Consider the following 25,742-nt stretch of genomic DNA (forward strand, 5'->3'; position numbering starts at 1 on the left):
GTCAGGGCCGAGGGGGCGGCTCGTCGTCCCCGTCTGCTGCCTCGTGCCAGTAGATGGCGCGCAGGTCCGCATCGGTGAGGCCCGCATCGGCGTCCGGGCCGAGCCGGTCGTGGCGGGCCTGCATACGCGCGATGATGTGGTGGATACGCGCCATCAGCACCTCGCGCTGGCGCACCTCGTCGTCATAGTCCCCGATCTCCGCCATGACCTCGGCCTGGGGCGGCTGGAGCGGATCGACGCCCGGCGGCGGGCGGATGCCGGTGGCGATCAGCGCCCTGGCGGCCGCGCGATACTCGCCTGCATCGGGCAGGGGCTCGCGCAGGCCCCCGCCGCATTCCAGCCAGTGCTGGCGAACGCGCAGCGCCCAGCGATCCTGATCGAGACGGGCAAAGGACTGTCGGCGGCTCATAAGCGGCTCTTTCCCGGTGTTTGTGCAGGTTGCGCTGCGCGTGCGGCCCCGCGGGCGCTGGCCAGCGGGGTGAAGGCGGGAGAGTCCGGCCGGACCGGTGCACGCGCCCGGATGTTGAGGCGAGGGACCGTTTCGGCGCGCGCCCTTGATCTGACCGCGGGAGGTTTTGCGGTGGCCAGGCGCGGCTCGCTCTTCACGAACTTGCGCTTTCGCTGCCGGCGGGCGCTCCGGCGGCCTTGACGCCAGAGCGGACACCCCTGCTTTCGACAGGGGCCAGAAAGTGCCCCGCACCTCTCGCGCCGCCCCCGGCACACAAGCTGCGAAGGCCTTGCGCGCTCTCCCATGCCGAAGGGGCACCCCAAGCGTGGCCCGCGCCCGCCCTGGTGCGCGAAGATTGCCGACCCGCAGTGTCAGGCGGCTGATTTCAGAAGTGATTTTCCAAGGGCCGGTGCCCGCTCACGGGCGTGGCCGCACGCATTACAGGCGCGAGCAGTCGGGCGCGAGAGTTGCGCGCCTAGCCGCTCATGGCCGAGGCGATGGCTTCCGCGGCGGTGTTGAACACATCGGTGGCGTGATTGCCAAACGCGGTGACCGCGCCCACGATGACCAGAAAGATCAGCGAGATGATCAGGCCGTATTCGATCGCCGTCGCGCCCGAGCGGTCGCGCGCGAAGCGTCGGACCAGTCGCGCGGCGCGATGGTGCAGGCGGGCGGCAGAACAGGGCAGGGGGTCGCGGCGCACGGGGCCTTGTTGCAGGGGCGCTTGTTGCACGGGGGCTTGCTGCACGGGGCCCTCTCTCTCGTCGCCTGTGGACCCGGCCCCGGCGAGCACACCTCGGCGAGGTCAGAGCAGATCCCGCAGCCAGGCGATCAGGGGGATGTCCGCAGGGGGCATCTCGTAGTTGCGCAGGTCAGACGGCCTGACCCACTTCAGCGCCGCATGGTGCCGGTTGGTGATGACACCTTCCCAGCGTCGGCACAGATAAAGTGGCATCAACAGATGAAAGGAATCGTAACCGTGACTGGTGAACACGAACGGCGCGAGGCAGGCGCGGGTGACGCTTATGCCCAGCTCCTCGTGCAGCTCGCGCACCAGGGCATCCTCGGGCCGCTCGCCCGGCTCCAGCTTGCCGCCGGGAAACTCCCACAGCCCCGCCATGGCCTTGCCCTCGGGGCGCCGGGCGATCAGCACGCGCCCGTCCGCATCGATCAGGGCGCAGGCCACGACCAGGACGAGCGGCAGTGTGGGCTCGGCGGCGGCCGCGGGGCCGGACTGTGTTTCGGACAGTGTTTCGGGCGGGGTCTCGGCAGGGGGCGTCATGACCGCGCAGATAGCATGGACGCGCCCGGCGAAGGACAGGTTTTGGGGACAGGTTTTGGGGACTGGATTGGGGGGCTGGATTCTGACGGGCCGAGCCCGCACATAGGGCCTGCATCATCGAGGGGCGGGCCCGAGCGGCCCTCCCGCAGACCCCGAGCCCGACGCCATGACGAAAGACACGCCGCCCGACCTGTTCGACGGGAACCGCCAGCACGCCGCTGCGGGCCTGCGCGCGCGCCTGGCCCGCCTGACCGGATCGCGCCGCACCGAGACGTTTATCACCCTGGTGATCGTGCTCAACGCCATCGTGCTGGGCCTGGAGACCAGCGAGAGGGTCATGGCCAGCGTCGGCCCGCTGCTGATGGGTGCCGACAAGGTGATGCTGGCCATCTTCGTGGCCGAGATCGCCGCGCGGCTCTATGTGCACCGGCTCAGGTTCTTCCGCGATCCGTGGAGCGTGTTCGACTTCGTGGTGGTGGGCGTGGCGCTGATCCCCGCCACGGGTGCCTTCTCGGTGCTGCGCGCGCTGAGGGTCTTGCGGGTGCTGAGGCTGATCACCGTGGCACCGTCGCTGAGGAAGGTGGTATCGGCCCTGATCTCGGCCATGCCGGGCATGGGCGCCATCGTCATGCTGCTGGGGCTGATCTTCTATGTGGCGTCGGTCATGGCGACCATGCTGTTCGGCGAGCAGTTCCCGCAGTGGTTCGGCAGCCTCGGGGCCTCGGCCTATTCGCTGTTCCAGATCATGACGCTGGAGAGCTGGTCCATGGGCATCGTGCGCCCGGTGATGGAGGTCTATCCTTACGCCTGGGCCTTCTTCGTGCCGTTCATTCTGGCGACCGCTTTCACCATGCTGAACCTGTTCATCGGCGTGGTGGTCAGCGCCATGCAGGAGGAGCACGACGCGCTGATCAAGGCCGAGCACGAGGAGGTCGAGGCCGAACTGCGCCGCGCAGCGGTCGAGCGCGAGGGCCTGCGGCAGGCCTCTGCGGACGAAACGGCGCGGGTGATCGAGGAGCTGCGCGCCCTGCGCGGCGAGATGGAGAGCCTGCGCGCACAGCTCGCGTCGCGCTGAGGCCTGGCTCTTGCCTGAAGCCAAGGATTGCCGTTGACTCAGGCCCCCGCTTCCGTATAGATCGCCGTCCTTCGCCCGCGGGTCCGCTCGCGGGCGCAAACTTTTTTGCTTAGACGCTGAGGCTTTCCATGTACGCGGTGATCAAGACCGGCGGCAAACAATACCGGGTCCAACCGGGTGACGTTATCGTCGTCGAAAAGCTGGACGGTGAACCCGGCGCGGACGTGTCGTTCGGTGAAGTCCTCATGCTGGGCGGTGACAAGGGCGTCAGTGTCGGCGCTCCCGTGGTGGACGGCGCCAGCGTCGCTGCGACCCTGATCGAAACCCGCAAGGGCGAGAAGGTCAAGATCTTCAAGAAGATCCGCCGCCAGGGCTATCGCCGCACCAAGGGTCATCGCCAGATGGAGAGCGTGCTGCGCATCACCGGCATCGAGGGTGCGGACGAGAGCGCCAAGTGGGACGGCGAGGTCAGCCTGATGACCAAGGCCGAAATGAACGCGCGTGCGCGCGGTCTGGCCCCTCGCGTCGAGGAAGCCGCCGGGACCAAGGCTGCGCCGAAAAAAGCTGCGCCCAAGAAGGCTGAAGCCAAGGCCGAAGTGAAGGCGCAGGAGGCTCCTGCCAGCGAGAAGCCCGCTGCCGAAAAGCCCGCTGCCAAGAAGGCTGCGCCCAAGAAGGCCGAGGCCAAGGCCGAAGCGGCCACCGAAAAGAAGGCTGCACCCAAGAAGGCTGCGCCCAAGAAGGCCGATCCCAAGGCCGACCCCAAGGCCGACAAGGAATGATCCGCCCGGGTGGCGCTCTCGTCGCCCGGACACTATTATTGAGACACGCGCTCAAGCAGCGAGGCTCCGCGAGCCGAGCGATGGCGCACTAGGAAAGACGGAGCGCACCCATGGCTCACAAGAAATCCGGCGGCTCTTCGCGTAACGGCCGCGATTCAGAATCCAAGCGCCTTGGCGTGAAGAAGTTCGGCGGCGAGCGCGTGCTGGCCGGCAACATCATCGTGCGCCAGCGCGGCACCAAGTTCCATCCGGGTGACAACGTCGGCATCGGCCGCGATCACACCCTGTTTGCGCTCGAGAACGGCTCGGTGGGCTTTACCACCAAGCGTGGCGGCCGCTGTTACGTGTCGGTCATGCCGGCACCGAAAGCCGCCGAATAGCGCGAGGGTAGCTGCCAACTCCCCGGATCGCGCGCCCAAAAGCAGCGATCCGGACAGGGAAAAGAAATTTTCTGCGGGGAGTCCGGATCGCCGGGCTCCCCTTTCTTGTTCCCCGCCCTGAACGTCGGCCCGGGCATCGGCCGACAGCGAGGGTGAGTGTCATGTGCGTGATCGAAACCAGTCCCGTCATCGAGAGCCGGAGGCTGATCCTGAGGGCTCCCGAAGTGAGCGACGCGCCGCGTCTGTCCGCCCTGGGCAACGATGCGCAGATCGCCCGCATGACCTGCCGGATGCCCCATCCGTTCGACAGGCAGAAGGCCATGGCCTTCATCGACGATGTGGCCGCCTCGGACCCGCGCCGCGAGGCCACCTTCGTGATCGAGCACGAGGATCACGGCGCGGTCGGCGTGCTGTCGCTGTCGGGCGGCGAGGTGCCGGAGCTGGGCTACTGGATCGGCAGGCCGTTCTGGGGCCGGGGGCTGGCCACCGAAGCGTGCGAGGCGGCGCTGGCGTTCGTGCGCAGGCACTGGAAGCGGCGTGCGGTCACGGCGGGTCACTTCGTGGACAATCCCGCCTCGGGCCGCGTTCTGACCAAGGCGGGCTTTCTCTATACGGGTGCGCGGCAGATGCAGCACTCGCTGGCGCGCGGCGCCTCGGTGGAGAGCCGCTCCATGATCTGGCTGGCCTGAAAGGGCGGCCCGATCTGCCTGATCCGGCCATGAGCCTCAACGGTGCAGCCCGGCGGCAACGCCGGGCTCGCGCTTTTCGTCAGCCTTTGTCATAAGCCCAGCCATGAAGTTTCTCGACCAGGCCAAGATCTACATCCGCTCGGGCAACGGCGGCGGCGGGGCCGTGTCGTTCCGGCGCGAGAAATACATCGAGTACGGCGGCCCCGACGGGGGCGATGGCGGGCGCGGTGGCGATGTCTGGATCGAGGCGGTCGAGGGGCTGAACACCCTGATCGACTATCGCTATCAGCAGCACTTCAAGGCCCAGACCGGCCACCACGGCCAGGGCCGCCAGATGCACGGGGCCAAGGGCGAGGACGTGGTGCTGAAAGTGCCCGTGGGCACCCAGGTGCTGGACGAGGACAAGGAAACCCTGATCGCCGACATGGATGTGGCGGGCAAGCGGCTGCGGCTTCTCAAGGGGGGCAACGGCGGCTGGGGCAATCTGCATTTCAAGGGCCCGGTCAATCAGGCACCGCGCCATGCCAATCCCGGCCAGGAGGGCGAGGAGCGCTGGATCTGGCTGCGGCTGAAACTGATCGCCGATGTCGGGCTGGCGGGCCTGCCCAATGCAGGCAAGTCCACATTCCTGGCCGCTGTCAGCGCAGCAAGGCCCAAGATCGCCGACTATCCCTTCACCACCCTTGCGCCCAATCTGGGCGTGGTCGACCTGTCGGCGGGCGAGCGCTTCGTGATCGCCGACATTCCCGGCCTGATCGAGGGCGCCAGCGAGGGTGCGGGGCTGGGCACGCGCTTTCTCGGCCATGTGGAGCGCACCGCAAGCCTGATCCATCTGATCGACGGCACCGCCGAGGACGTGGTGGCCTCCTGGCGCACCATCCGCACCGAGCTGGAGGCCTATGGCGAGGGCCTGGGCGAAAAGGTCGAGCTGATCGCGCTCAACAAGATCGACGCGCTTGACGATGCCGAGCGCACCGCGCGGCGCGAGGCGCTGGAGACGGCGTCGGGCAAGCGGGTGCACATGGTCTCGGGCGTGTCGGGCGAGGGGGTCACGGCCCTGCTGCGCGCCGCCTACAAGGAGGTGCGCCGCGCGCGCGGCGAGAGCGTGGGGGACCATGACGAGGACGCGGCGCCGCCCTCGCCCGAAGGCTGGAGCCCGTAAGGCGCGCGCCCTGACAGCGCCCTGACAGCGCCCCGAAAGCCCGCCCCGAAAGCGGCAGGCGACAGCGTCGGCGCGCCGTGTTAGGGCAGGCGTGAGCATAAGTCCCGCCCGGAGCCTCGCGTGCCCCTCTATCAAGCCGGTCCCAGCACGCGCGTGCCCAGACTGGGGCGCGTCTGCCTCCGCGATGGTCTGAACCTGAGCGCAGGCCAGCGGGTCGGTCTGTTCGGCGGCTCGTTCAATCCGGCCCACGAGGGGCACCTGCACGTGGCCGAGACCGCGCGGGTGCGCCTGCAGCTCGACCGGGTGGTCTGGCTGGTCTCGCCCCAGAATCCGCTGAAAAGCGACAAGGCGCCGAGCCTTGAGGCGCGCATGAAGGATGCGGCGCGCCTGGCGCGCGGGCCTTCCATGCAGGTCTCGGACGTGGAGAGCCGCCTTGGCACGCGCTTTACCATCGACACGCTCATGGCGCTGAAGGCCCGGCACCGGGGCGTGCACTTCGTCTGGATCATGGGCTCGGACAATCTGGCGGGCTTTCACCGCTGGCGCGGCTGGCGCGACATCATGCGGCTGATGCCCGTGGCGGTGGTGGCGCGGCCCGGATCGCTGATCGACGCTCGCCTGTCGCCCGCCGCCAGGGTTTTCGCCCGCGCCCGCGTGCCTTCCAGCCGTGCCGCCACTCTGGCCACAAGTTCGACACCGGCCTGGGTTTACCTGCGCGCCCCGCTGAACCCGGCCTCGAGCACGGCCCTGCGTGCGCGTGACGGCGCACCCAAGTCGTGATAGGCTGAAGGCCTGTCTGCCATCGTCTGGAGTAATCCGCTGTCCGCTCCCGCTGCGCCGTCCGCGCAACCCGTGAACCCTTCCGCCGCTGCGCCTGTTGCAGCCGCGCCCGACGCCAAGACCCTCGAGCGGCTGATCACCGCCCGCCTCGAGGACGACAAGGCCGAGGACATCGTCGTCATCGACCTGACCGGAAAGAGCCCCATGGCCGACACCATGATCGTGGCCTCGGGCCGCTCCCACCGACACGTGGGCGCGCTGGCCGATCACATCCTGCGCGCTCTGAAAGATGCGGGTCTGGGCAAGGCGCGCGTCGAGGGCCTGCCGCACTGCGACTGGGTGCTGATCGATGCGGGCGACGTGATCCTGCACCTGTTCCGCCCCGAGGTGCGCGCCTTCTACAATCTCGAAAAGATCTGGGCGGTGGATTCCGCCCACCGCACCGCCTCGGCCAGCTGACCTGAGGGGCGGCCCGTGCGTCTGGTGATCGCCGCCATCGGCAGGGCCGGGCGCGGGCCTGAAGCCCAGCTCGCCGACGACTATGCCCACCGCGCCACCCTGGCCGGGCGACCGCTGGCGCTGGGTCCGGTGGAACTGCTCGATCTCGATCCGCGAAAACCCGGGCGCGAGGCGGAAGGCGCGCTGATCCTCAAGGCGGCCGAGGGGGCCCATCTGATCGCCTGTGACGAGCACGGCCGAGACGAGCCCTCGCGCGCGCTGGCGGCCATGCTGGCCGCCCTTCGCGATCAGGGCGAGCGCAAGGTGGTGTTCGCCATCGGCGGGGCTGACGGCCACCCGCCCGAGGTGCTGGCCCGCGCCAGTGCAAGCCTGTCTCTGGGCCGCAAGACCTGGCCCCACGCCCTGGCGCGCGCCATGCTGGCCGAGCAGCTCTACCGGGCCGTCTCGATCCTGGCGGGCAGCCCCTATCACAGGGATTGAGCCGATGAGGACTGCCGTCGGCAGGCGCGCCCTGACCCTGATCGCATCGCTCCTCATGGCGTCCCTGGCCGGGGCGGCCGCCGGTCAGCGCACCGGGACGGACACGCTTCAGGCCCGCTATCTGGACGAGCGGGCGCGCGCCGCGAGCCTTCGCCACGATGCGCGCGAGGCGGCCGGCGAGCTGGAGAAGCTTCGCGAGGAACTGGCCCGCCTCGGCTCCGGGGACGGTGCGGGCGACGCCGTGCTGGCCGAACAGCGCGCGCGGCTGGCCCGGCTGAGCGCCGAGGAAGCCGAGCTGATGGTGGCGCTCAGCCGCGAGCGCGGGCGCCTGATGCGGGTGCTCTCCAGCCTGCAACAGCTTACCCTGGACCCCGTGCCCGTGCTGGTGGCGCCCTCGCAGACCACGCTGGATACCGCGCGCGCCGTGGCCCTGATGCAGGCCATGGTGCCCGAGCTGATGGAGCGCCACGGCGTGCTGAGCGAGCGCCATCAGGCCCTGCTGCGCACCCGCCGCCATGTGGCCCTGAACTCCGAGCAGCTCTTCCTTTCCGAGAGCACCCGGCTGGACCGGCGCGGCCGCCTCGAGGCGCTGATCTCCGAGACGGCGGCGCTGGAGGCGGTGCTGGAGGCCGAGATCACGCGCGTGGAGCGCCAGGCCGAGGCCCTGGCCGGACAGCTTCGCGCCCGCAACATGGCCGTGCCCGCCCTGCGCCAGGGCGAGGCGGAGCGGGTCTCGCGCCATGCCCTGCCCGGCGGGCGCAGGCACCTGAGCGCGCCGGTGCGCGGCGAGGTGATCGCGCGCTATGGCGGCACGGGTTCGGGCTGGCGCTGGCGCACCGGGGCGGCAGCGGAGGTGACGGCACCTGCGGACGGCATCATCGACCATGCCGGACCGCTGCGGGGCTGGGGCGAAGTGGTGATCGTGCGCCTCGGGGCGGGTTGGCGCATCGTGCTGACCGGCCTTGCCGCCAGCGAGGTGCGCGCCGGCCAGAGCGTGCGCGAGGGCGAGCGTCTGGGCGTCATGGCGGGCGAGGGCGGGGAGCTTTATCTGGAGCTGCGGCGCGAGGACGCCACGGTCGATCCATCACGATGGCTTGAGGCGCGCGCGGAACGCTGATTTTATGCGTATCTGCACGGGCGAGCGGCCTTGTTTTGGTCTTTTGTTCAACCTTCTATGAGGGCATAGCCAGCCTTCACCCTCTCCAGCGCCATGAAAGTTCCCAATATGCGCAAACTGCTCCTGATCGGTGCCGCGGTCCTGGCCCTCGGCGGAAGTGCCGCCGCTGTCGCCAGCCAGACGGCGCGCTCCGAGACCTTCCGCATGCTGGAGCTGTTCGGGGACGTGCTGTCGCTGGTCGAGCGCGCCTATGTGGTCGAGGTCGACAACCGCAAGCTGATCGAGGCGGCGCTCAAGGGCATGATGGGCGCGCTGGATCCCCATTCTTCCTACATGAGCCCGGACGACTTCTCGGACCTGCGTGAGCGCACCGAGGGCCAGTACTCGGGCGTGGGCCTCGAGATCACCAGCGAGAACGGTCTGGTGCGCGTGGTCTCGCCCATGGACGAGGCTCCGGCTGCGCGCGCGGGCGTGCAGGCGGGCGACATCATCTCGGCCATCGAGGGCCAGAGCGCGGCGGGCCTGTCGGTCTCGGAGGTCTCCGAGCGCCTGCGCGGGGCGGCGGGCACCGAGGTGCGCGTGACCTTCCTGCGCGAGGGCGAGGAGCCGCGCGAGGTGGTGCTGACGCGCGAGGTGATCCGGGTGCTGTCGGTGCGCGGCAATGTCGAGGGCAACTTCGGTTATATCCGCATCGCCACCTTCAACGAGAACACCGGGCGCGAGCTGAACGAGACGCTGGCACGCCTGCGCCGCGAGAACCCGAACCTGCGCGGCTATGTGCTCGATCTTCGCAACAACGGCGGCGGGCTGCTGAGCGCGGCCATCGCCGTGACCGACGCCTTCCTCGATCGCGGCGAGATCGTCAGTCAGCGCGGGCGCTCGGCCTCGCAGATCGAGCGCTATTCGGCCACGCGCGGCGACATGATCAACGGCGCGCCGCTGGTGGTGCTCATCAACTATGGCTCGGCCTCGGCTTCCGAGATCGTGGCCGGTGCCCTTCAGGACCACCAGCGCGCCACCGTGGTGGGCCTGACCAGCTTCGGCAAGGGCTCTGTCCAGACCGTGCTGCCGCTGAGCGGAGGCCGCGACGGTGCCCTGTCGATCACCACGGCGCGCTATTTCACCCCGTCGGGCCGCTCGATCCAGAAGATCGGCATCGAGCCCGACCTGGAGGTGGCCCGCTCGGTGGCCGAGGCGCGCCTCGTCTCGCGCTCGACCTTCATCTACAGCGAGGCCGCCTTCTCGACGGCGCTCGATTCCGCCATCGGACAGGAGCGGCGCGGCCCGCACGTGCCGCGCGAGGTGCCCGCCGACGACTTCCCGGCGGACGAGGACTTCCAGCTGCGCCGCGCGCTCGACCTGCTGGAGGTGGGCGGCAATCTGGCGCGCCTGACCCCGGTGCCCGAGCGCACCGCCGAGAGCCTGACGGTCGCGGCCAATGCGGGCGAACAGCCCTAATGGCGCGTTAGGCTTTCTTAACCGACTGGCTTCAAGGATCGGCTGGAGTTCTTCTGCCTGCCACCAGCCGATCTTTGCGGTCCATGTTCGCCAAGCGCCAGTCCACCCTCGCTGCCACTGCCGGTCTGCCCCCGCCCGAGCGCGGGTTCAGGACCATGGCCGCGCGCCTGATGCGCCAGATCTCGCGCCCGCCCGTGGCAGCAGCGCTGGCTTCGCTGGTGCTGATCGGCTCGGCGGCCACCTTCATCGCCGTGCTGGGCGACCCCTTTGCCGGCGCACCGAGCGCGCGCGTCGGCCTGCAACGCCAGAGCCCCGAGGCCGCGAGCGCACCCACCGGAGCCGAGGCCTTCGGCTTTGATACCTACGGGCTCTATTCGGACCTGATGAGCGGCGACTATGACCCCGATGCCCTTGGTGCAGGGGGCGAGGCCCTGATCACCCTGCCCGAAGGGGGCTATGCGGCGGTGTCGGGCACGGTGCGCCATCGCGCCGAGCCACTGACGCCCGCGCCCATCAGCGGCCTGTCCCAGCCGGGACCGAGCGGGCCGCTGCCGGTGATCTCCAGCGACGGGCGCGCCCCGGCCCAGGCCTATGCACGGCCCTTCACGCCCAATGGCCAGCCGCGCGTGGCCCTGGTGGTGGGCGGGCTGGGCCTGAATGCGGCCACCACCCGCGCCGCCATCGAGCGCCTGCCGCCAGAAGTGACGCTGTCGTTCGTGCCCTATGCCGACGGCCTTCAGGCCTGGATCGATCTGGCGCGCGCCAACGGCCACGAGGTGCTGATCGAGATTCCGATGGAGCCCCAGGGCTATCCCGACAATGATCCCGGCCCCTATACCCTGCTGGCCCAGGCCTCGGGCGAGGACATCCAGCGGCGCATGGAATGGCTGATGGGCCGGGCCAGCGGCTATTTCGGCGTGATCAACTATCTGGGCGACGCCTTCGTCACCTCGGATCAGGGCATGAACAGCTTCATGGGCATCCTGCGCCAGCGCGGCCTCGCCTTCATCGACGACGGCACGGCGCGCAGGCGCACCGGCGCCTTCTCGCGCGCCAGCGCCACGCGCATCATCGACGAGGTGCAGAGCCCCGAGGCCATCCTCGCCCAGCTGGGTGCGCTGGAGGCTGCGGCGCGCGAGAGCGGCGAGGCGCTGGGCACGGGCTTTTCCTATCCGGTGACGGTCGAGGCGGCCGCGCGCTGGATCGAGGGGCTGCAGGGGCGCGGCATCCAGCTGGCCCCGGCCTCTGCCCTGGCACGCAGGCCCGGCCGCACCAGCGCATGAGGGACCTGACGCGCTATCGGCCCAATGTGGGCTGTGTGCTGTTCAACGATCAGGGTCAGGTCTGGCTGGGACGGCGCGCGGGCGCGCCCGAGCCGTGGTGCTGGCAGTTTCCGCAAGGGGGCATGGACGAGGGCGAGAGCCCCATCGAGGCCGCCGTGCGCGAACTTTACGAGGAGACCGGCGCACGCGCGCCGCTGATTGAGCCGCTGGGCGCCATCGACGACTGGCTGGCCTATGACTTTCCGCCCGACATCGCCGATCGCCCCGATCAGGCGGGCCGGGGCTGGATCGGCCAGAAGCAGAAGTGGTTCGCCTTCCGCTGGCTGGGAAACGACGCGGACTTCGACCTCGATGCCGTGCCCCCGCGCGAGTTCGAGACCTTCCGCTGGGAGGCGCTGGCGGCGACGCCCGCCCTGATCATTCCGTGGAAACGCGCGGTCTATGAGGCGGTGGCAGAGGCCTTCGGGCCGCTAGCGGGTCGCTAGGTTTGGCTGTTCCGTATAACGTATTGCCGCCAACGTGAACGATTACTGCCCCCGCGACCAAACAGTCTACTTTCAAAACAGTCAGCACGCTCGGCTTCGCTTTGGTGTTTGCGGAGGCATTTCTGACGATGATAAAGACAGGTTAATTGTTTCATTCTTTCGCAAAACAAGACGTAATCACCTGCGGTATTATTGTCGGACAGGTACTTTCCGATGTACTTAAAATTTATACGACGATTTTTGCGGGACAAAACATTTATTGCCTTTGATGTCCACTGATCCATGATGTATGGATTGAGATCTGGCCGCATAAATGTTATTATCTTGGTAGCATAGGCGGCGCGTATTCCTTTGATGGATTCTATATTTCTTTCATTGATGAAGCTATTATAGATATCCTCCAGGCTATTGCTACGCCTTAACGTTCTCCTGAATTGACTCCAATTCGCCCATTGTTGCATTGCTGAGTGATAGTTTCCATTAATAATACCGCCCCAAGCGCAGATGGAAGTAAACTGTTTCCATGTCATGCTTCTAATGTTGCCGGACTTGCAAATGTTTCGGAGCTCCTGCCGATTGATTCTCTTTTTTATGGGGTGGCATAGGATCAGGCAGCTCGGTTTTTTCCCAACGGCGCCCTGATCAAATTTGCGTTCGTCACGACGGAGGAAAGCTTGCCACTGATGGGGATCGAGCCAATCCGGCCGAGGGCGGCATTTGCTCCGCTTTCCGCACTTGTAAGACATCCCTCAGGCCCCCCGTTGAGCCGACAACGAACAATGTTTTCGGAGTCGAAATCAACCCTGAACATTGCTTTTTGCACGCGGGGCGTTAGTCCAGAGCCAGCACCGCTACGCCGGCCGAGGGGCAGGGCGGGGCCTCGGTCGCGCTGATCACGATGCCTGCCTGACCGATGCGCTCGCGCAGGGCCTCGTCCGACAGCTCGCCCTCGCTGCCCGAGGGACAGTGGCGCAGGGCGATACGCGCCTGCCAGCGCTGGAGCGCCCACAGGGTGTCGGACAAGGTGGCGGCGTCGGACAGCGCAAGGGTGCCGGGCGGGCGCAGCGGCGGGATCAGGCGCACGGTGAGGTCGGGAAAGCGCTCGGCAAGCGCCCGCTCCAGCGCCCGGCTGGCGGCCAGATCGAGGCCTGCATCGGCGCGCAGGCGCACCACGGCGAGACGGTCATCGGGGCTGAAGGTGACGAACTCGGTGGCGAAGGGCACCGCATCGACAAGGCGCTGGCGCAGCAGGCTCTGGGCGATCTGGGCGGCGCGCACCGCGCCGGGGTCGGAGACCACGAGCTGATCGAGGCGCACCTCGACGCTGTCGGAGGTGAGGCGGCCCAGGCGCTCGGCCAGGCTGGCCTCGGCATCGGGAATGACCTGGCGCGTGCTGATGAGGGCGCGAACGCTGAGCGCCCGGCCATCGGCGCGTACGTCGAGCGAGTTGAGCTGGCCCCCGGCATCCGCGAACAGGGCATCGAGCGTGCGGCGCGTCTCGCCTGCCGCGCGGCTCTCCAGCCCGATGGAGGCCAGCGAGAAGATCAGCGGCACCGACAGCACCAGAAAGACGCTGATGACGCCCAGCGCACGCCAGGGGCGCGGGCGCTCGCGGTAGTGGGGGCGAAAGCCGTAGAAGCTGGCCGTCAGGGTCGCGGCAAAGGCGATGGCCAGCAGGTTGGTCATGAACAGGAAGAAGGCCCCGCCCGCTATGATCAGGCTGCCCGTGGCCAGACCAAAGCCCACGGTGGCGATGGGCGGCATCAGGGCCGTGGCGATGGCCACGCCGATGATGGTCTCGCCGCGCGCGCGGATCACGGCATAGCCGCCCGCCACCCCCGAAAAGACCGCCACCAGCAGGTCGAAGAAATTGGGCCGCGTGCGCGCCAGGATCTCGCTGGTCGGCTCCTTGAGCGGCGAGAGCAGGGTCAGGATGAAGGCCACCAGCAGCGCCGCGCCCAGCCCGATGGCCAGCGCCTTGATGGCGCGCTTCATCTCGTCCCAGTCCAGCAGGGCCAGCGAAAAGCCGAGCGCGATGATCGGCCCCATCAGGGGCGAGACCAGCATCGCCCCGATGACCACGGCGGGCGAGGACAGCATCAGGCCCAGCACGGCGATGCCGGCCGAGATGATGGTCATGACCATGTAGCGCCCCGACAGGGCACCCTCGCCATAGACGTGGGCCGAGACCGAGGCGTGATCGACACCCCGGCGGCCCTCGCGCACCAGATGGCGCAGCACGAGGCCTGCGGCCGTCAGCGGGCGGTTGCGGCGCGGGCTGTCGTTCATCGACGCCCCTGTACCAGAGCCAGCAGGCTTTTCCACTCCAGGCGGAAGGTGGACAGTGCGCCCGCCCGGAACGCCTTGCCCGCCAGCCACAGGACCAGGGCCGTGCTGACCAGCATCACCGCGATGGTGCCGATGATCTCGGGCAGGGGCGGCTGGGAGGGCGCGCGCGCGCTCATCAGGAAGGGGGTGAAGAAGGGCACCCAAGACAGGGTCTTGATCAGGGCGGCATCGGGATTGCGGATGGCCAGCTGCATGACGAACACGGGCACGAACAGCAGCAGCATCATCGGACCCATCAGGGTCTGGGCATCGCGCGGCGTCTCGCAGAAGGCGCCGATGGCCGTGAACATGGCCGCATACATCAGATAGCCGCCGACCAGATAGATGAGCAGATAGACCACCAGACCCTGCTGGCCCAGCACGGCCAGAACCTCGCTGGCGATCTCGGGCGCGCCGACGGATGCGACCGCGATGCCCAGCCCGCCCCACACGCCCAGAACCGTCAGTGTCAGGGCGGCCACGCCCAGCACCTTGCCGGCCAGAATCTCGGTGGCCGAGGCCGAAGACAGCAGCACTTCAAGCACGCGGTTGGCTTTTTCCTCCATCACCGAGTTGAGCAGCATGCTCGATCCGGTCAGGACCGAGGACCACAGCAGCATACCGATGACAAAGCCGAGAATGCCCGGCAGGCGGTCGCGCAGCGACACCTCGGCACCGGAGGCCGAGCGCGGCGAGAACACCTCGATCTCGGGCCTGAAGCCGTCCACGTCGGCGATGAGGGCCTCGGACACGCCCGCGCCCTGCAAGGTCTGGCGGCGGTGGACGTCGGTGAGCAGGGTGCGCATGGCCTGCTCGACCGAGCGGTCGGAGGCCGAGGCGGACCAGACGGTGGCGGTGGGCTGGCCGCTGTCGGTGCGGTCGAGCACCACCACGGCTTCCAGCTCGACATTGCCGGGCAGGCGCTGGTCGCCGTCCAGCCACGGGCGCGTGTCGCGGGCCAGATCGGGGCTGGCGGCCAGATCGGCGGGTGCCTCGACCAGATTGACCAGGGGGCGCGCCTCGATCAGCCCGCCGCTGCCGGCTGCGGCACGGGCGCGGCGCGCCTGCTCGCGGGTGATGGCGACGGTCACGGCCTCGCGCAGGCCCTCGGCCCGGTCGGTTTCGATGATGGCGATGGTGCGCACCGGCTCGGCGCGCTGCATGAAGCCGGGAAGCTGGCTGCCCAGCAGGGCAAAGAAGGGCAGGGCCAGCAGCGACAGCCAGAAGCCGAAGGTGCGCACATAGGCCATGAACTCGCGGCGGGCGATGAGCAGGGTGCGGATCATGCGGCGCTCTCCGGGCGGGCGGCGGTGTCGGCATCGGGCGAAATGCCCGTCAGGCCGATGAAGGCGTCGTGCAGACTGGGCTCGAGCAGCGAGAAGCGCTGGATGTCGAGCCCGCCGGAAAAGGCCTGGCGCAGGGCCTCCTGACCGGTGGCACCGGGGGCGAGGGCGGCGCGGAAGTGGGCATGGGGCTCGCCCGCGGGCGAGGGGATGGTGCTGACCGAGGCCACGCCCGGCAGGGCCGCCACATCGGCCTCGCTTAGCGCGCCGACCAGATCGAGATGGCGCGGGGCGGTGGCGCGCGCCTCGGCCACAGTGCCCTCGAACGCCTTGCGACCGTGGGCCAGCAGCACGACCTTGTCGCACAGACGCTCGGCGTGCTGCATGACATGGGTGGAGAACAGCACCGTGGCCCCGCGCGCGGCGATCTCGCGGATGGTGGCCTCAAGGCCCTGCTGGTTGACCGGATCGAGACCCGAGAAGGGCTCGTCGAGGATGACGAACTCGGGCTCGTGGGCGATGGCGGACAGAAGCTGGACCTTCTGGGCCATGCCCTTGGACAGGGCCTTCATCTTGCGGTTGGCGGCATGGCCGAGGCCCTGGGCTTCGAGCAGGGCACGCGCACGGCGGCGGCCCTCGCCCGAGGGTATGCCCTTCAGGCTGGCGAAGAAGGCGATGGCATCGACCGGGGTCATTTTCTTGTAGAGCCCGCGCTCCTCGGGAAGAAAGCCGATGCGCCTGCGCACGCGGCGCGCATCCGGCGCGCCCAGCACCGAGATGCGTCCCGAGCTTGGCTCGGTCAGGCCCAGGATCATGCGGATGCTGGTGGTCTTGCCCGCCCCGTTCGGCCCCAGAAAGCCGCAGATCGAGCCGCGCGGCACATCGAAGGAAAGATCACTGACGGCCGGCACGGTGCCGAAACGCTTGGTGAGGTTCATGAGGCTGAGGGCGGGTGTGTCTGTCATCAAACCTTGCCAGTGCGGGTCAGAGGGCCGGAACCCGGTCAGGCTTCCTGACTAGCGTGTGCGCCTGCGCGCTGCCAGTGAAGTTCGTGAAAGACAGGCGTGGTTGACGCGGCACCGCTGCGGGCGGAGATTGCGGCCTGACCGGACCCGGCAGCGTGTCGGAGGGGAGGGCAAGCATGGAATTGCGCCGCATCACAGGCTGCATTCTGGGCGTCATCGCCGCCTTTGTGGTGATGATGGCGTGGGAGCTGGTGGCCAACTACGTCTTTCCGCCGCCGCCGCAGTGGGGCGGGGACGATCACGCCATGGCCATGCAGGCGCCAGCGGGCGCGCTCGTGATCTTGCTGCTGGGCTATGTGGTCGGAGTGATGGCAGGTGCGCTGGTGGCGGTGCGCTTCGTGCGAGAGGGAAGCTGGCCCGCCTGGGTCGTGGCCGGGGTCATGATCGTGGGGGCCGTGGGCGTGCTGGTCCAGATGCCCCACCCGCTGTGGTTCATGGTGCTGGCGCCGCTGCTGATGGCGGGGGCAGGATGGCTGACCGGCGCGCTTTCCGGGCCGGGAAACCGTGCCCTGATCGCGGGCGATGCCGCTCCCTAGGTGACAGAGGCGTGGCCTAGCCGCGCTCGGCCTCGGGCAGGGGCGCGCGGATGGCGAACTCGCGGCCGATGTAGCGCGCCGGGTTCAGCTTGGTGGCGCCGCGCCGCACCTCGAAATGCAGGTGCGGGCCGGTCGAATAGCCGGTGTTGCCCACGCGCCCGATGGTATCGCCCGAGCTGACCTGATGGCCACGCCGCACCTCGATGCGCGACAGGTGGGCGTAGAAGGTGCGCAGCCCGTTGGGGTGCAGGATCTCGACATAGTTGCCATAGCCGCCGTCATAGCCCGTCGCGGTGACCACGCCCGAGGCCGAGGCCATCACCACCGTGCCGATGGGCGCGGCGATGTCGATGCCCTGATGCATACGCGCGCGCGCCTCGCCTTTCAGGTGGCGGTGCCCGAAGTGCGAGTTGATCGGGTAATAGGCCACCGGCTTGATGAAGGCGAGAATCTGCACCGGATCGCCCGCGGGCTCGGCCACGGCGAGATTGGGCGGGGTGATGGGCATGTCCGCCGCATGACCCGCAGGATCGGCCGCCGCGTGAATGGCCTGGGGAGCGGCAGCCATGGCCAGGCCCGCCGTGACGAGGACGGCGGCAAGCTGGCTGAAACGGATCAGATGATAGGGCAGAAAACGCAAAGGCTCGTCAGTATGTCTGGGCGCAAGGGCGCTGGCGGCGGTCATGGATCACGACTGGGGATCACGACCGGGCACCGGCGACAGCCTGGCCTGATGGCTGGGCTGGCCCTTGGCGATGGGGGCTAGGCGGCGTTCAGAACGCGGGTTTCTGACAGGGCGATGGGGCGAGAGTGGGGCAGGAATAAGAAAAAGCCCGCCCCGGCGGAACCAAGGCGGGCTTTTCACAAGCAACTGAAAGAAAAGGGTGTTCTAGAACTCCAGACGCAGGGCGAGGCCGCCCTGGTGGCTGTCGGCACCCCCGCCGACGCGCCCGCGATAGCCCGCCGAGAGCAGCAGGCCTGAGCCCAGATCGGTCTCGACGCCGAGATTCAGCACCCCCTGACCGCCCCACGGATCGCCGATGTCGATGGCCAGCGGGCGGGCCGGATTGTTGGCGATGCCGACCAGAACATCATCGGCATTGTAGTTGATCACGTCGCGATAGCCGCCTTCGGCAAAGAAGCGCGTGCCCGCGAACAGGTCGCCCTCGGCGCGCAGGGTGACCTCGGCGAAGGCCGCCGAGATGTCGCGGTCGAACACGCGGTGCTGGGCGGCGGCGCCCTGTTCGATGTAGCCGTCCACCGAGGTGCGCGCCCAGCCGAGCGTGGCGCGCGGCGAGAACGCCAGCCCGCCCGCGTCGAACCACATACCCGCCTGCACGCGCCAGCCATAGGACGTGCCCGAGGTGTCGGCGGTGTGCACGATGGGACCGATGCCGGTGGCGCGCTGGATGTTGTCATAGCTGTCGTGGCTGGCCCCGGCGGCGCCGGTGACGAACACATTGCCCGAGCGCCAGCCCGCCCACAGGTCGATGCCCACGGTCTCGGCGTCGAAGCGGGTCGGCCCGACCACGACATCGGCCACGGCAATCGAGCCGGTCACGCCGACGCGGACCTGATCGCCCATGCCGCCCTCGAAGCCGAAGCGCACGTCATAGCCCTCGATCTCGGTCTCGCCGACCACGCCGCGCGCGTCCCACGAGCCGGTCTCGATGCGGGCCTCGGCGGTCACGGCATTGCCCGTGCGCCACTCGCGCGCCGACAGCGAGCCGGAAGCCGCATCGAGGCTGTCCCAGCGGCGGCGCAGGCCCGTCTCGCCCTGCACGCCCGAGGCGGCACCGCGGTCACGGTAATAGAGATAGTCATTGGCGAGTGACGCCAGGAACTGATGGCCCGTGGCGGTCGGGTGCACCCCGTCGAAATAGAAATAGCTGTTGGGGTTCGAGCACACCGTCATGCCGTTGAAGCAGGGATCGGTGATGTTGGTGAAACCGAAGCGCAGCGGATTGGCCACCACCGCCTCGCCGGCCTTGTTCACGTCCATCAGGATGATGTTGGTGTTGGGGCTGGCCCCGGCCACGCCGAGCAGGCCCTGATAGAGCGCGCTGTTGAAGGTGCCCACGGCCAGGTCCGCCAGAGGCGCGGCGGGCGTGTTGCGGAACTGGGGCGTGGCCGACAGGCGCGGCAGGTTGGCGACCAGCACCGTGCCCGCGCCCGCACCGGCAACCTGGGTGACGAGCGTGCTGATGTCGGTGGCGGCGCTCAGGGCGACATTGTTGATGACGGCGGGCGGATTGGGATCGGCCCCGGCGACGGGCAGGCCCTGGAAGATGTTGTTGGCCCCGCCCCAGACGGCGACCAGATCGCTCTGGGCGAAGGTGCCGCCCGCGCCCAGATAGGCGGCGAGCTGGGCGCGCATCCCCGGCGGGAAGGCCGACAGATCGGTGCGCGCGCCACCATAGGCATAGCCGATGCTGCCCGTCACCGGCCCGCCGACCTGGGCGAGATTGAAGCCCAGCAGCTCGGCCCAGACCGGCCCGCTGGAAAAGCGGCCCTGGAAGAAGGGCGGCGAGGGCGGCTGCAGGCCCCCGGTCGCATTGAACAGATTGCCGTTGTCGCTGAGGCTGTCGCCAAAGACCACGAGGCGGCCATAGGTCTGGGCATCGGCGCTGCCTGCGGATGCGGCCAGAGCGGCAGCGGCCATCATGGCGGCGGCCGCGACGGTGTTGAGCTTACGCATGAATAAAACCTCCCTGCGCCGTCTCGATTGCGGCGTTCACGGACAGCTTTGCCCGCAGAGCACGGGTCTCGCAAGATGCCGTAGGGGAAAGCCGGGTGCTCAGTAGAGCAGGCGAAAGCGCAAGGTGGCCGGATTGTCCTTCAGGCGGCGCATGTGGGCCGGGTCGTAATCGGCATCGACATCGGTGATGACATAGCCGACGTCATCGAGGGTCTTGAGATGCTGTCCGAGGATGTTCAGGCCCGCCTCGCTGAGCGCGCGGTTCAGGTCGGCCAGCACGCCGGGGCGGTTCTCGTGGATGTGCAGGATGCGGTGCGCGCCCGAGACCTCGGCCAGCTGAACATTGGGCAGGTTCACGCAGAAGGTGGTGTCGCCGCGCCCCAGATAGGCCAGCAGGCGCTCGGCGGCAAAGTCGGCGATGGCGGCCTGGGCTTCCTCGGTCGAGCCGCCGATGTGCGGGGTCAGTATGACATTGGCAAGGCCCGCAAGCGGGCACTCGAAGCCCGGTCCGTTGGCGGCGGGCTCATGGGGATAGACATCAAGGGCAAGGCCCGAGAGCTGGCCCGAGCGCAGGGCCTCGGCGGCCGCATCCAGATCAAGCACATGGCCGCGCGACAGATTGATGAGGGCGGCGCCGCGCTTCATGGCGGTGATCTCGCGCGCGCCGATCAGGTGGGCGTTCGAGGCGCGGCCATCGACGTGCAGGCTGACGACATCGGAGACGCGCAACACCTCGTCCAGCGTGCGTGCGCGCCATGCATTGCCGAGCGCGAGGCGCTCGACCAGATCGTGGAACACGACGCTCATGCCCAGGGTCTCGGCCAGCACCGAGAGCTGGGTGCCGATGGCGCCATAACCGACGATACCCAGGGTCTTGCCGCGCACCTCGTGCGCCCCGCTGGCGCTTTTCTGCCACAGGCCGGATTTCATGCGCCGGTCGTGGTCGATCACGCCGCGCGACAGGGCGATGATGTGACCGATGGCCAGCTCGACCACCGAGCGGGTGTTGGAATGGGGGGCGTTGAACACGGCGATGCCCCGGCGGCGGCAGGCCTCCAGATCGATCTGGTTGACCCCGATGCAGAAGGCCCCCACGGCCAGCAGGCGGTCGGCCGCCTCGATCACGCGGGCGCTAACCTCCGACTTGGAGCGCACGCCCAGCACGTGAACCCCGCGCACCGCCTCGATCAGGGCCGCCTCGTCCAGAGCGCCGTCCCTCACCTCGACGCTGTAGCCCTCGTCGGTGAGGCGCCGGACGGCGAGGGGGTGCACGCCTTCGAGCAGCAGCACGCGGATGCGGCTGCGCGGATAGGACCAGCGCCCCAGCAGGCCCTCGCGGTGCAGCACCTCGTCGAGCGTGCGCGCCTCGTGATCGGCACGCGCGACCACGCGCTCGCGGCGCACCACCTCGGTGAAGGCATGAAAGCGTGCGGCCACGCCCGCCTCGCGCACCTGCCAGTCGCTGTGCCCGTCGCCGATCATCACAAGGGTGCCGGGCAGGGCCAGGCCCGCGATGGCCTCGACCTTGCCCCCCTCGCGCGAGAGAGGCCGCGTGTCGTCGAGCCCCGCATAGAGGCCCGCGTCATCGAAGATCAGGCGATTGGCCAGCACCCGCTCGCGCGCAATGCCCAGGTGATCGGCGACGGGCCAGATCGCCTCATCAAAACCGCCCGAGACGATGTGGATCTGCCCGGCCAGGCGGCGCAGGGCATCGAGATTGCGCGCCACCGAAGGGGTCAGGCGCGCAGGCAGCAGGGCCGCCACTTCGTCCAGATGCGCGCGGCCAGGCCGGATCAGATCGAGGCGCGCGCGCAGGGCCTCGCCGAAATCGAGGCGACCTTCCATGGCCGCATCGGTGATGCGCGCCACCTCGCGGCGCACGGCCTCGGCATCCTTGCGCCCGTGCAGGGCCACCTCGGCAAGCAGGTCGAGGGTCTCGACACCAACGAGGGTCGAATCGAAATCGAGGATCAGATGGATGTCGCTCACGAAGGGCAGCTTGGCGCGCCTTCGCAGTTGCAGCAATAGCCAAACGCCCTAGGAAAAGCGCGACAGCCCCTTGCGGCGGTGCGGGCGGCCCATGTCGGGATCGGGCAGTTTCTGGCTGGCGGCGACGGCGAGAACGCCCAGCAGGGAGGCCAGCGCCACCAGGGTCGCGCCCTCGCTGGCGTGATCGCGGGCAAAGCGTCCGGCCTTGCGGGCCTGATCGCGCATCTGCTCCACCGGCATGGCCTCGCGGGTGCGCTCCAGCCAGCGGCGCGCGCCCGAGCGCCCGCCGGACAGGCCGGGCACGGCCCCCAGATCGGGCAGATGACGGCGCAGGCGCTGGCCGCGCGCTTTCAGATCCATGCCGGACAGGTCGATGTCAGGCAGGCTGAAGGCGGGCAGGCGGACGGGGGGCAGGTGCCAGCGGCGCGGGTCCATGCGCCGACCGATCCGCTCCAGCCGCGTCGGCCCGGAGCGCTGGCTGAGCATGATGATGAGCGCCAGCGCCAGCGCCACGCCCGCCCCCACCAGCGTGCCTGCCGTGATGCCGGGATGCATCCGCGCCTGCGCCAGCCAGCTGACCTGGCGCACATGGCCATAGTCCGAGCTTTCGAACAGGTCGTCCTCGGTGGGATCGAACAGGCCGTCGTCGGTGATGCGCTGGCTGTTGCGCCGGTCGCGGTGCAGGGCCGGGACGAGGCGCGCCATCAGGGGCTCGGCAATGCCCGGCGCAAGGGCGTGGAACGAGGCCAGCAGGCGCCCGCCTCCGCCCACGGTGATCTCGCGCACCGGATGGTCGGCACAGTGCAGTATGGCCTCGGCCACCACATTGACCGAATAGACCGGCGGCGGATTGCGCATGGGATCGCCGGTCAGGTTGCGCGCATGGTCCTTGTAGGGCGTATCGACCGCCGCAGGCTTGATGAGTGACACGCGCACCGGCGCGCGCTCGCGGATCAGCTCCATGCGCAGCGCGTTGGTAAAGCCCTTCACCGCGTGCTTGGAGGCCGAATAGACACCCTGAACGGGGATGGCGGCATCCGACAGGATCGAGCCGACATTGATGAGCGTGCCCCCGCCCGGCTGCTCGCGCATGCGCTCGACGGCCACGAGCGAGCCGTTGACCGTGCCCCAGTAGTTGGTCTCGAACAGGCGGCGCTGGTCTTCCAGGGTGGTGTCGCGGATGGGGCCGTAGATGGTCACGCCGGCATTGTTGATCCAGGTGTCGATGCCCCCGAACAGGCGCACGCAGCGCTCGGCGGCCGCTTCGAGCAGGGCGCGCTCGGACACGTCGGCCACGGCATAGGCCGCGCGGCAGCCCTCGGCCTGCAGGCTGTCGCACAGATTGCGCAGGGCTTCCTCGCTGCGGGCGATCAGGAACACCCGAGCGCCTGCGCGCGCGGCCCGCCGTGCGGTAGCAAGGCCGATGCCTGAGGTCGCACCCGTGATGACGATGCTCTGCTCGCCCAGCGGCTTCTGGCGCGGCAGGCGCTGTGCGCGGCGCGGGCGCAGGGCGGACCCTTCGCCGTCCAGCGACCAGGGATCGCCGTCACGGGCGGGCGCGGCATCGGGGATGAGGGTCTGGGTCATGGCTTGTCCTTCCCGGTGCCTTGGCGGCACTCGATGATGAGGCCGTTCAAGCGTGGCTGTTGTGGCCCCGGCCTTGATGGCGTGCGCAGCGTTGCGGTGCAAGGCCCGGCCTGCCCGGCAAACAGTCCTCCAAGCAAACGGGCCGCGCGCGCCTGCGGTTCCGGGGGCTGTCGCACCTATGCGCCCGGTCCCGCACCCTGCCGCGCACCCAGCCCCGCACTCCGGCCGCAGCAGGCATCAGGGCGCATGATCTGGCGCAACGGCCCGCAAGGCCCTATCTCGTGCGGCTGTTTCCCATTGCCCGGACCGGTCCCTTGTCTCTTGAGCCCCGCCCCCTCGACGACTTTGTCAGCGCCTTCCAGATCGAGGGAGAGCCCGTGCGCGGTCGCATCGTGCGCCTGGGCGACGGCATCGACGAAATCCTGTCCGCCCACGACTATCCCGCACCGGTGGCCCGGCTGCTGGGCGAGGCCTGCGCGCTGGCGGCGCTGGTGGGCTCGAGCCTGAAGTTTCGCGGGCGCCTGATCGTTCAGGCCCAGGGCGACGGGCCGGTCTCGTTCGTGGTGGCCGACTATGACACCACGGGCACCTTGCGCGGCTATTGCCGCCACGATGCCGAGGCGGTGGCGGCGCTGATGCAGGCCACGCCCCGGCCCGGCGCGGGTGCCCTGCTGGGCAGGGGGGTGTTCGTCATGACCCTGGACCAGGGCCCGGACATGGAGCGCCATCAGGGCGTGACGGCCATCGAGGGCGACACCCTGGCCAGCTCTGCCGAACAGTATTTCGCCCAGTCCGAACAGGTGCCCACGCGTGTGCGCCTGGCCGTGGGCGAGGTCGAGGACGACCAGCGCCGCCGCTGGCGCGCGGGCGGGGCCATGATCCAGATGATCGCCGCCGACGACAGCCGCGGCGACACGCGCGAGGTGTGGGAGCGGGCCGAGGCGCTGTTCGCCACGCTGGGCGACGACGAACTGATCGATCCGCAGCTTTCGGCCGACCGGCTGCTCTATCGCCTGTTCCACGAGGACGGCGTGCGCCTGCACGAGCCGCTGATGCTGAAGGCGCAGTGTCGCTGCTCGCCCGAGCGGGTCGAGGGGATGCTGCGCACCTTCGCGCCAGAAGACCTGTCGGGCATGATCGAGGACGATGGCCTGATCCATGTGACGTGCGAATACTGCGCGCGCCGCTACGAGATCGCCCCGCCCGGCGTCGGGGCCGGTCAGGCGGATGGCGATAAAGGTGGGAACGCCTAGAACATCTCGCTGTCGACGGGTCTCTCGGCCAGGCCCCGCGACCAGTCCAGCCCCTCGTCCGAGAGCTGCAGCGATACCGCCAGCGCGTGGCTGGCACCAAGGCGTGCGGGGGTGATGGGGCCGGGATCCTCGGCGCCCGCACGGGCCAGCTCGAAGCGGTTGATGAGGTGGCGGACCGGCACCAGACTCTCGCCGGTCAGATCGGGATTGGCCTCGATGAGAAGCGCATGGGCAGCCTCGGGCGCGCGCTCCAGATATTCGCGCCAGGCACCGAGGGTGGTCTCCAGAAACAGCGCCAGCACCTCGGGATTGTCGCGCGAGAATGCCTCGGGACAGACGATCAGGTTCTCGTGGATGTTGTAGCCGTCCGCCGCCGCCGTGCGCCGCACCACGCCCTCGCCAAAGGCCTCCTCGACGATGGTGAAGCTGCTGATCAGGTCGCCGAACCAGATCACCGGGCGCTCGCGGCCCGCATCCTCCAGCAAGGCGTCGGCGGGGGGCTCCGGGGACCGGTCTGCGGCGGGGCCAGGGGCGGGGCCAGAGGCGGGGCCTGAGGCGGGCTCGGCAGGCGGGGCGGAGGCCTCGTCGGGCATCAGCATTTCGGGCCGGGCGCCGGTCTCCAGCGCGACGTTCTCGACGCCCTCCAGCACCGAGACCAGCCAGCGCCCCGCCGGGCTGTCCTCGCTCTGGTCGGTGAGCACGCGAAAGCCGCTGAGGTCCGAGGGGCTTCGCAGGCGCGTGTTGCGGCGTGCGGCAAAGCCCATGGACGAGCGCCGGAACAGGGCGGCATGGGCGCGCACGGGCGCCTGTTCGGCGATCATGTCGAACAGGTCGAAATCGCCCGGCAGTATGCCGACCTCGGCCTGACCGGCGGCGAGCCTGCGGCGCACGTCCGCCGCGCTTTCTCCGATCAGGATCTGCACATTGAGGCCCGCCGTGCCATAGCGGCCATCGGCCATGGCCTCATAGAGAGCGGCGTGGCGAACATCGGGGCGCGACGGCAGGGCCACGCGCAGGCGCACGCGGCCTTCCGCATCCACGCTGTCCTGACGGCGGCCGCACGCCCCCGCGCCCAGCGCCAGAGTGAGCGCCGCAAGGCTCTGGTTCAGAAATCGGCGGCGCGTGCTGGGCAAGAGGAGAGGGTCCGGGCCTGCGGAAACTGGGCG

Annotated in this window: 26 protein-coding genes and 1 pseudogene; 14 read left to right on the plus strand and 13 right to left on the minus strand. The window is 69.1% G+C overall.

The features are described 5' to 3' along the window. Position 1: 1 nt before the first annotated feature. From ACK4E3_RS08035 to ACK4E3_RS08045, 3 genes are all read right to left on the minus strand, one after another. The gene (locus ACK4E3_RS08035) at positions 2-409 is read right to left on the minus strand and encodes a hypothetical protein (RefSeq protein ID WP_409698903.1); all 408 of its coding nucleotides are present in this window, start codon (positions 407-409) and stop codon (positions 2-4) included. Positions 410-923: 514 nt separating this feature from the next. Further along, a complete protein-coding gene (locus tag ACK4E3_RS08040; RefSeq protein WP_409698907.1) occupies positions 924-1,181 on the minus strand; it encodes a Flp family type IVb pilin in 258 nt (85 codons plus the stop codon). Between the two features lie 72 nt (positions 1,182-1,253). Continuing rightward, complete coding sequence (locus ACK4E3_RS08045; RefSeq protein ID WP_409701178.1) at positions 1,254-1,652, minus strand: (deoxy)nucleoside triphosphate pyrophosphohydrolase; 399 nt, start codon at positions 1,650-1,652, stop codon at positions 1,254-1,256. Between the two features lie 244 nt (positions 1,653-1,896). Between ACK4E3_RS08045 and ACK4E3_RS08050 the strand changes: the two genes are divergently transcribed. The 12 genes from ACK4E3_RS08050 (at position 1,897) to ACK4E3_RS08105 (ending at position 11,877) form a co-directional block, all read left to right on the plus strand. Beyond that, positions 1,897-2,805: an ion transporter gene (locus ACK4E3_RS08050; protein WP_409698910.1), complete on the plus strand. Its 909-nt coding sequence runs from the start codon at positions 1,897-1,899 to the stop codon at positions 2,803-2,805. A gap of 128 nt (positions 2,806-2,933) precedes the next feature. Next, positions 2,934-3,584, plus strand: coding sequence for a 50S ribosomal protein L21 (gene rplU, locus ACK4E3_RS08055; RefSeq protein ID WP_409698912.1), 651 nt, complete (start codon positions 2,934-2,936; stop codon positions 3,582-3,584). A 110-nt stretch (positions 3,585-3,694) separates the two neighbouring features. Continuing rightward, on the plus strand, positions 3,695-3,964 hold the full coding sequence (rpmA, locus tag ACK4E3_RS08060; protein WP_409698915.1) for a 50S ribosomal protein L27: 270 nt from the start codon (positions 3,695-3,697) through the stop codon (positions 3,962-3,964). Positions 3,965-4,125: 161 nt separating this feature from the next. After that, on the plus strand, positions 4,126-4,653 hold the full coding sequence (locus ACK4E3_RS08065) for a GNAT family N-acetyltransferase (protein ID WP_409698918.1): 528 nt from the start codon (positions 4,126-4,128) through the stop codon (positions 4,651-4,653). Positions 4,654-4,756: 103 nt separating this feature from the next. Further along, positions 4,757-5,815, plus strand: coding sequence for a GTPase ObgE (gene obgE / locus ACK4E3_RS08070; protein ID WP_409698921.1), 1,059 nt, complete (start codon positions 4,757-4,759; stop codon positions 5,813-5,815). A 120-nt stretch (positions 5,816-5,935) separates the two neighbouring features. Then, complete coding sequence (locus ACK4E3_RS08075) at positions 5,936-6,595, plus strand: nicotinate-nucleotide adenylyltransferase (RefSeq protein WP_409698924.1); 660 nt, start codon at positions 5,936-5,938, stop codon at positions 6,593-6,595. Between the two features lie 72 nt (positions 6,596-6,667). Next, positions 6,668-7,054, plus strand: a complete 387-nt coding sequence (rsfS, locus tag ACK4E3_RS08080) for a ribosome silencing factor (RefSeq protein WP_409698927.1) — start codon at positions 6,668-6,670, stop codon at positions 7,052-7,054. Between the two features lie 15 nt (positions 7,055-7,069). Next, complete coding sequence (rlmH, locus tag ACK4E3_RS08085; protein ID WP_409698930.1) at positions 7,070-7,534, plus strand: 23S rRNA (pseudouridine(1915)-N(3))-methyltransferase RlmH; 465 nt, start codon at positions 7,070-7,072, stop codon at positions 7,532-7,534. 4 nt (positions 7,535-7,538) lie between these two features. Continuing rightward, on the plus strand, positions 7,539-8,651 hold the full coding sequence (locus ACK4E3_RS08090; RefSeq protein WP_409698933.1) for a murein hydrolase activator EnvC family protein: 1,113 nt from the start codon (positions 7,539-7,541) through the stop codon (positions 8,649-8,651). Positions 8,652-8,759: 108 nt separating this feature from the next. Continuing rightward, on the plus strand, positions 8,760-10,109 hold the full coding sequence (locus ACK4E3_RS08095) for a S41 family peptidase (protein ID WP_409698936.1): 1,350 nt from the start codon (positions 8,760-8,762) through the stop codon (positions 10,107-10,109). 83 nt (positions 10,110-10,192) lie between these two features. Further along, positions 10,193-11,392, plus strand: a complete 1,200-nt coding sequence (locus ACK4E3_RS08100; protein WP_409698939.1) for a divergent polysaccharide deacetylase family protein — start codon at positions 10,193-10,195, stop codon at positions 11,390-11,392. Next, positions 11,389-11,877, plus strand: a complete 489-nt coding sequence (locus tag ACK4E3_RS08105) for an RNA pyrophosphohydrolase (protein ID WP_409698942.1) — start codon at positions 11,389-11,391, stop codon at positions 11,875-11,877. The genes ACK4E3_RS08100 and ACK4E3_RS08105 overlap by 4 nt, the downstream gene beginning before the upstream one ends. Here the strand turns inward: ACK4E3_RS08105 and ACK4E3_RS08110 are convergent. From ACK4E3_RS08110 to ACK4E3_RS08125, 4 genes are all read right to left on the minus strand, one after another. Then, the gene (locus ACK4E3_RS08110; protein ID WP_409698945.1) at positions 11,874-12,623 is read right to left on the minus strand and encodes a hypothetical protein; all 750 of its coding nucleotides are present in this window, start codon (positions 12,621-12,623) and stop codon (positions 11,874-11,876) included. The two genes, ACK4E3_RS08105 and ACK4E3_RS08110, sit on opposite strands and share 4 nt — an antisense overlap. An 85-nt stretch (positions 12,624-12,708) precedes the next feature. After that, on the minus strand, positions 12,709-14,166 hold the full coding sequence (locus tag ACK4E3_RS08115) for a TIGR00341 family protein (RefSeq protein ID WP_409698948.1): 1,458 nt from the start codon (positions 14,164-14,166) through the stop codon (positions 12,709-12,711). Continuing rightward, the gene (locus ACK4E3_RS08120; RefSeq protein WP_409698951.1) at positions 14,163-15,491 is read right to left on the minus strand and encodes an ABC transporter permease; all 1,329 of its coding nucleotides are present in this window, start codon (positions 15,489-15,491) and stop codon (positions 14,163-14,165) included. Before ACK4E3_RS08120 ends, ACK4E3_RS08115 begins: the two co-directional genes overlap by 4 nt. Continuing rightward, positions 15,488-16,453, minus strand: a complete 966-nt coding sequence (locus ACK4E3_RS08125) for an ABC transporter ATP-binding protein (protein WP_409698954.1) — start codon at positions 16,451-16,453, stop codon at positions 15,488-15,490. Before ACK4E3_RS08125 ends, ACK4E3_RS08120 begins: the two co-directional genes overlap by 4 nt. A 176-nt stretch (positions 16,454-16,629) precedes the next feature. On the opposite strand from ACK4E3_RS08125, the gene ACK4E3_RS08130 reads away from it, so the two are divergent. After that, positions 16,630-17,049, plus strand: a complete 420-nt coding sequence (locus tag ACK4E3_RS08130; protein WP_409698957.1) for a hypothetical protein — start codon at positions 16,630-16,632, stop codon at positions 17,047-17,049. A 16-nt stretch (positions 17,050-17,065) separates the two neighbouring features. Here ACK4E3_RS08130 and ACK4E3_RS08135 read toward each other — a convergent pair whose 3' ends face one another. The 5 genes and pseudogenes from ACK4E3_RS08135 to ACK4E3_RS08155 form a co-directional block, all read right to left on the minus strand. Then, positions 17,066-17,734: a M23 family metallopeptidase gene (locus ACK4E3_RS08135; RefSeq protein WP_409698960.1), complete on the minus strand. Its 669-nt coding sequence runs from the start codon at positions 17,732-17,734 to the stop codon at positions 17,066-17,068. A 204-nt stretch (positions 17,735-17,938) separates the two neighbouring features. Then, positions 17,939-19,747, minus strand: a complete 1,809-nt coding sequence (locus ACK4E3_RS08140) for an autotransporter domain-containing protein (RefSeq protein ID WP_409698963.1) — start codon at positions 19,745-19,747, stop codon at positions 17,939-17,941. A gap of 99 nt (positions 19,748-19,846) precedes the next feature. Further along, positions 19,847-21,073: a phosphoglycerate dehydrogenase gene (serA, locus tag ACK4E3_RS08145; RefSeq protein ID WP_409701181.1), complete on the minus strand. Its 1,227-nt coding sequence runs from the start codon at positions 21,071-21,073 to the stop codon at positions 19,847-19,849. Between the two features lie 135 nt (positions 21,074-21,208). Beyond that, positions 21,209-21,736: pseudogene (locus ACK4E3_RS08150) on the minus strand (HAD-IB family phosphatase); the annotation flags it as partial. 48 nt (positions 21,737-21,784) lie between these two features. Next, entirely contained in the window at positions 21,785-23,323 is a 1,539-nt protein-coding gene (locus ACK4E3_RS08155) for an SDR family oxidoreductase (RefSeq protein WP_409698966.1), read from the minus strand. 314 nt (positions 23,324-23,637) lie between these two features. Between ACK4E3_RS08155 and ACK4E3_RS08160 the strand changes: the two genes are divergently transcribed. After that, positions 23,638-24,576 (plus strand): Hsp33 family molecular chaperone, encoded by a 939-nt coding sequence (locus tag ACK4E3_RS08160; protein WP_409698969.1) that lies wholly within the window; start codon positions 23,638-23,640, stop codon positions 24,574-24,576. Here the strand turns inward: ACK4E3_RS08160 and ACK4E3_RS08165 are convergent. Further along, positions 24,573-25,709: an ABC transporter substrate-binding protein gene (locus ACK4E3_RS08165; RefSeq protein WP_409698972.1), complete on the minus strand. Its 1,137-nt coding sequence runs from the start codon at positions 25,707-25,709 to the stop codon at positions 24,573-24,575. The two genes, ACK4E3_RS08160 and ACK4E3_RS08165, sit on opposite strands and share 4 nt — an antisense overlap. Between the last annotated feature and the right edge of the window lie 33 nt (positions 25,710-25,742).

Source organism: Brevundimonas sp. (assembly GCF_046299595.1).
GTDB lineage: Bacteria > Pseudomonadota > Alphaproteobacteria > Caulobacterales > Caulobacteraceae > Brevundimonas.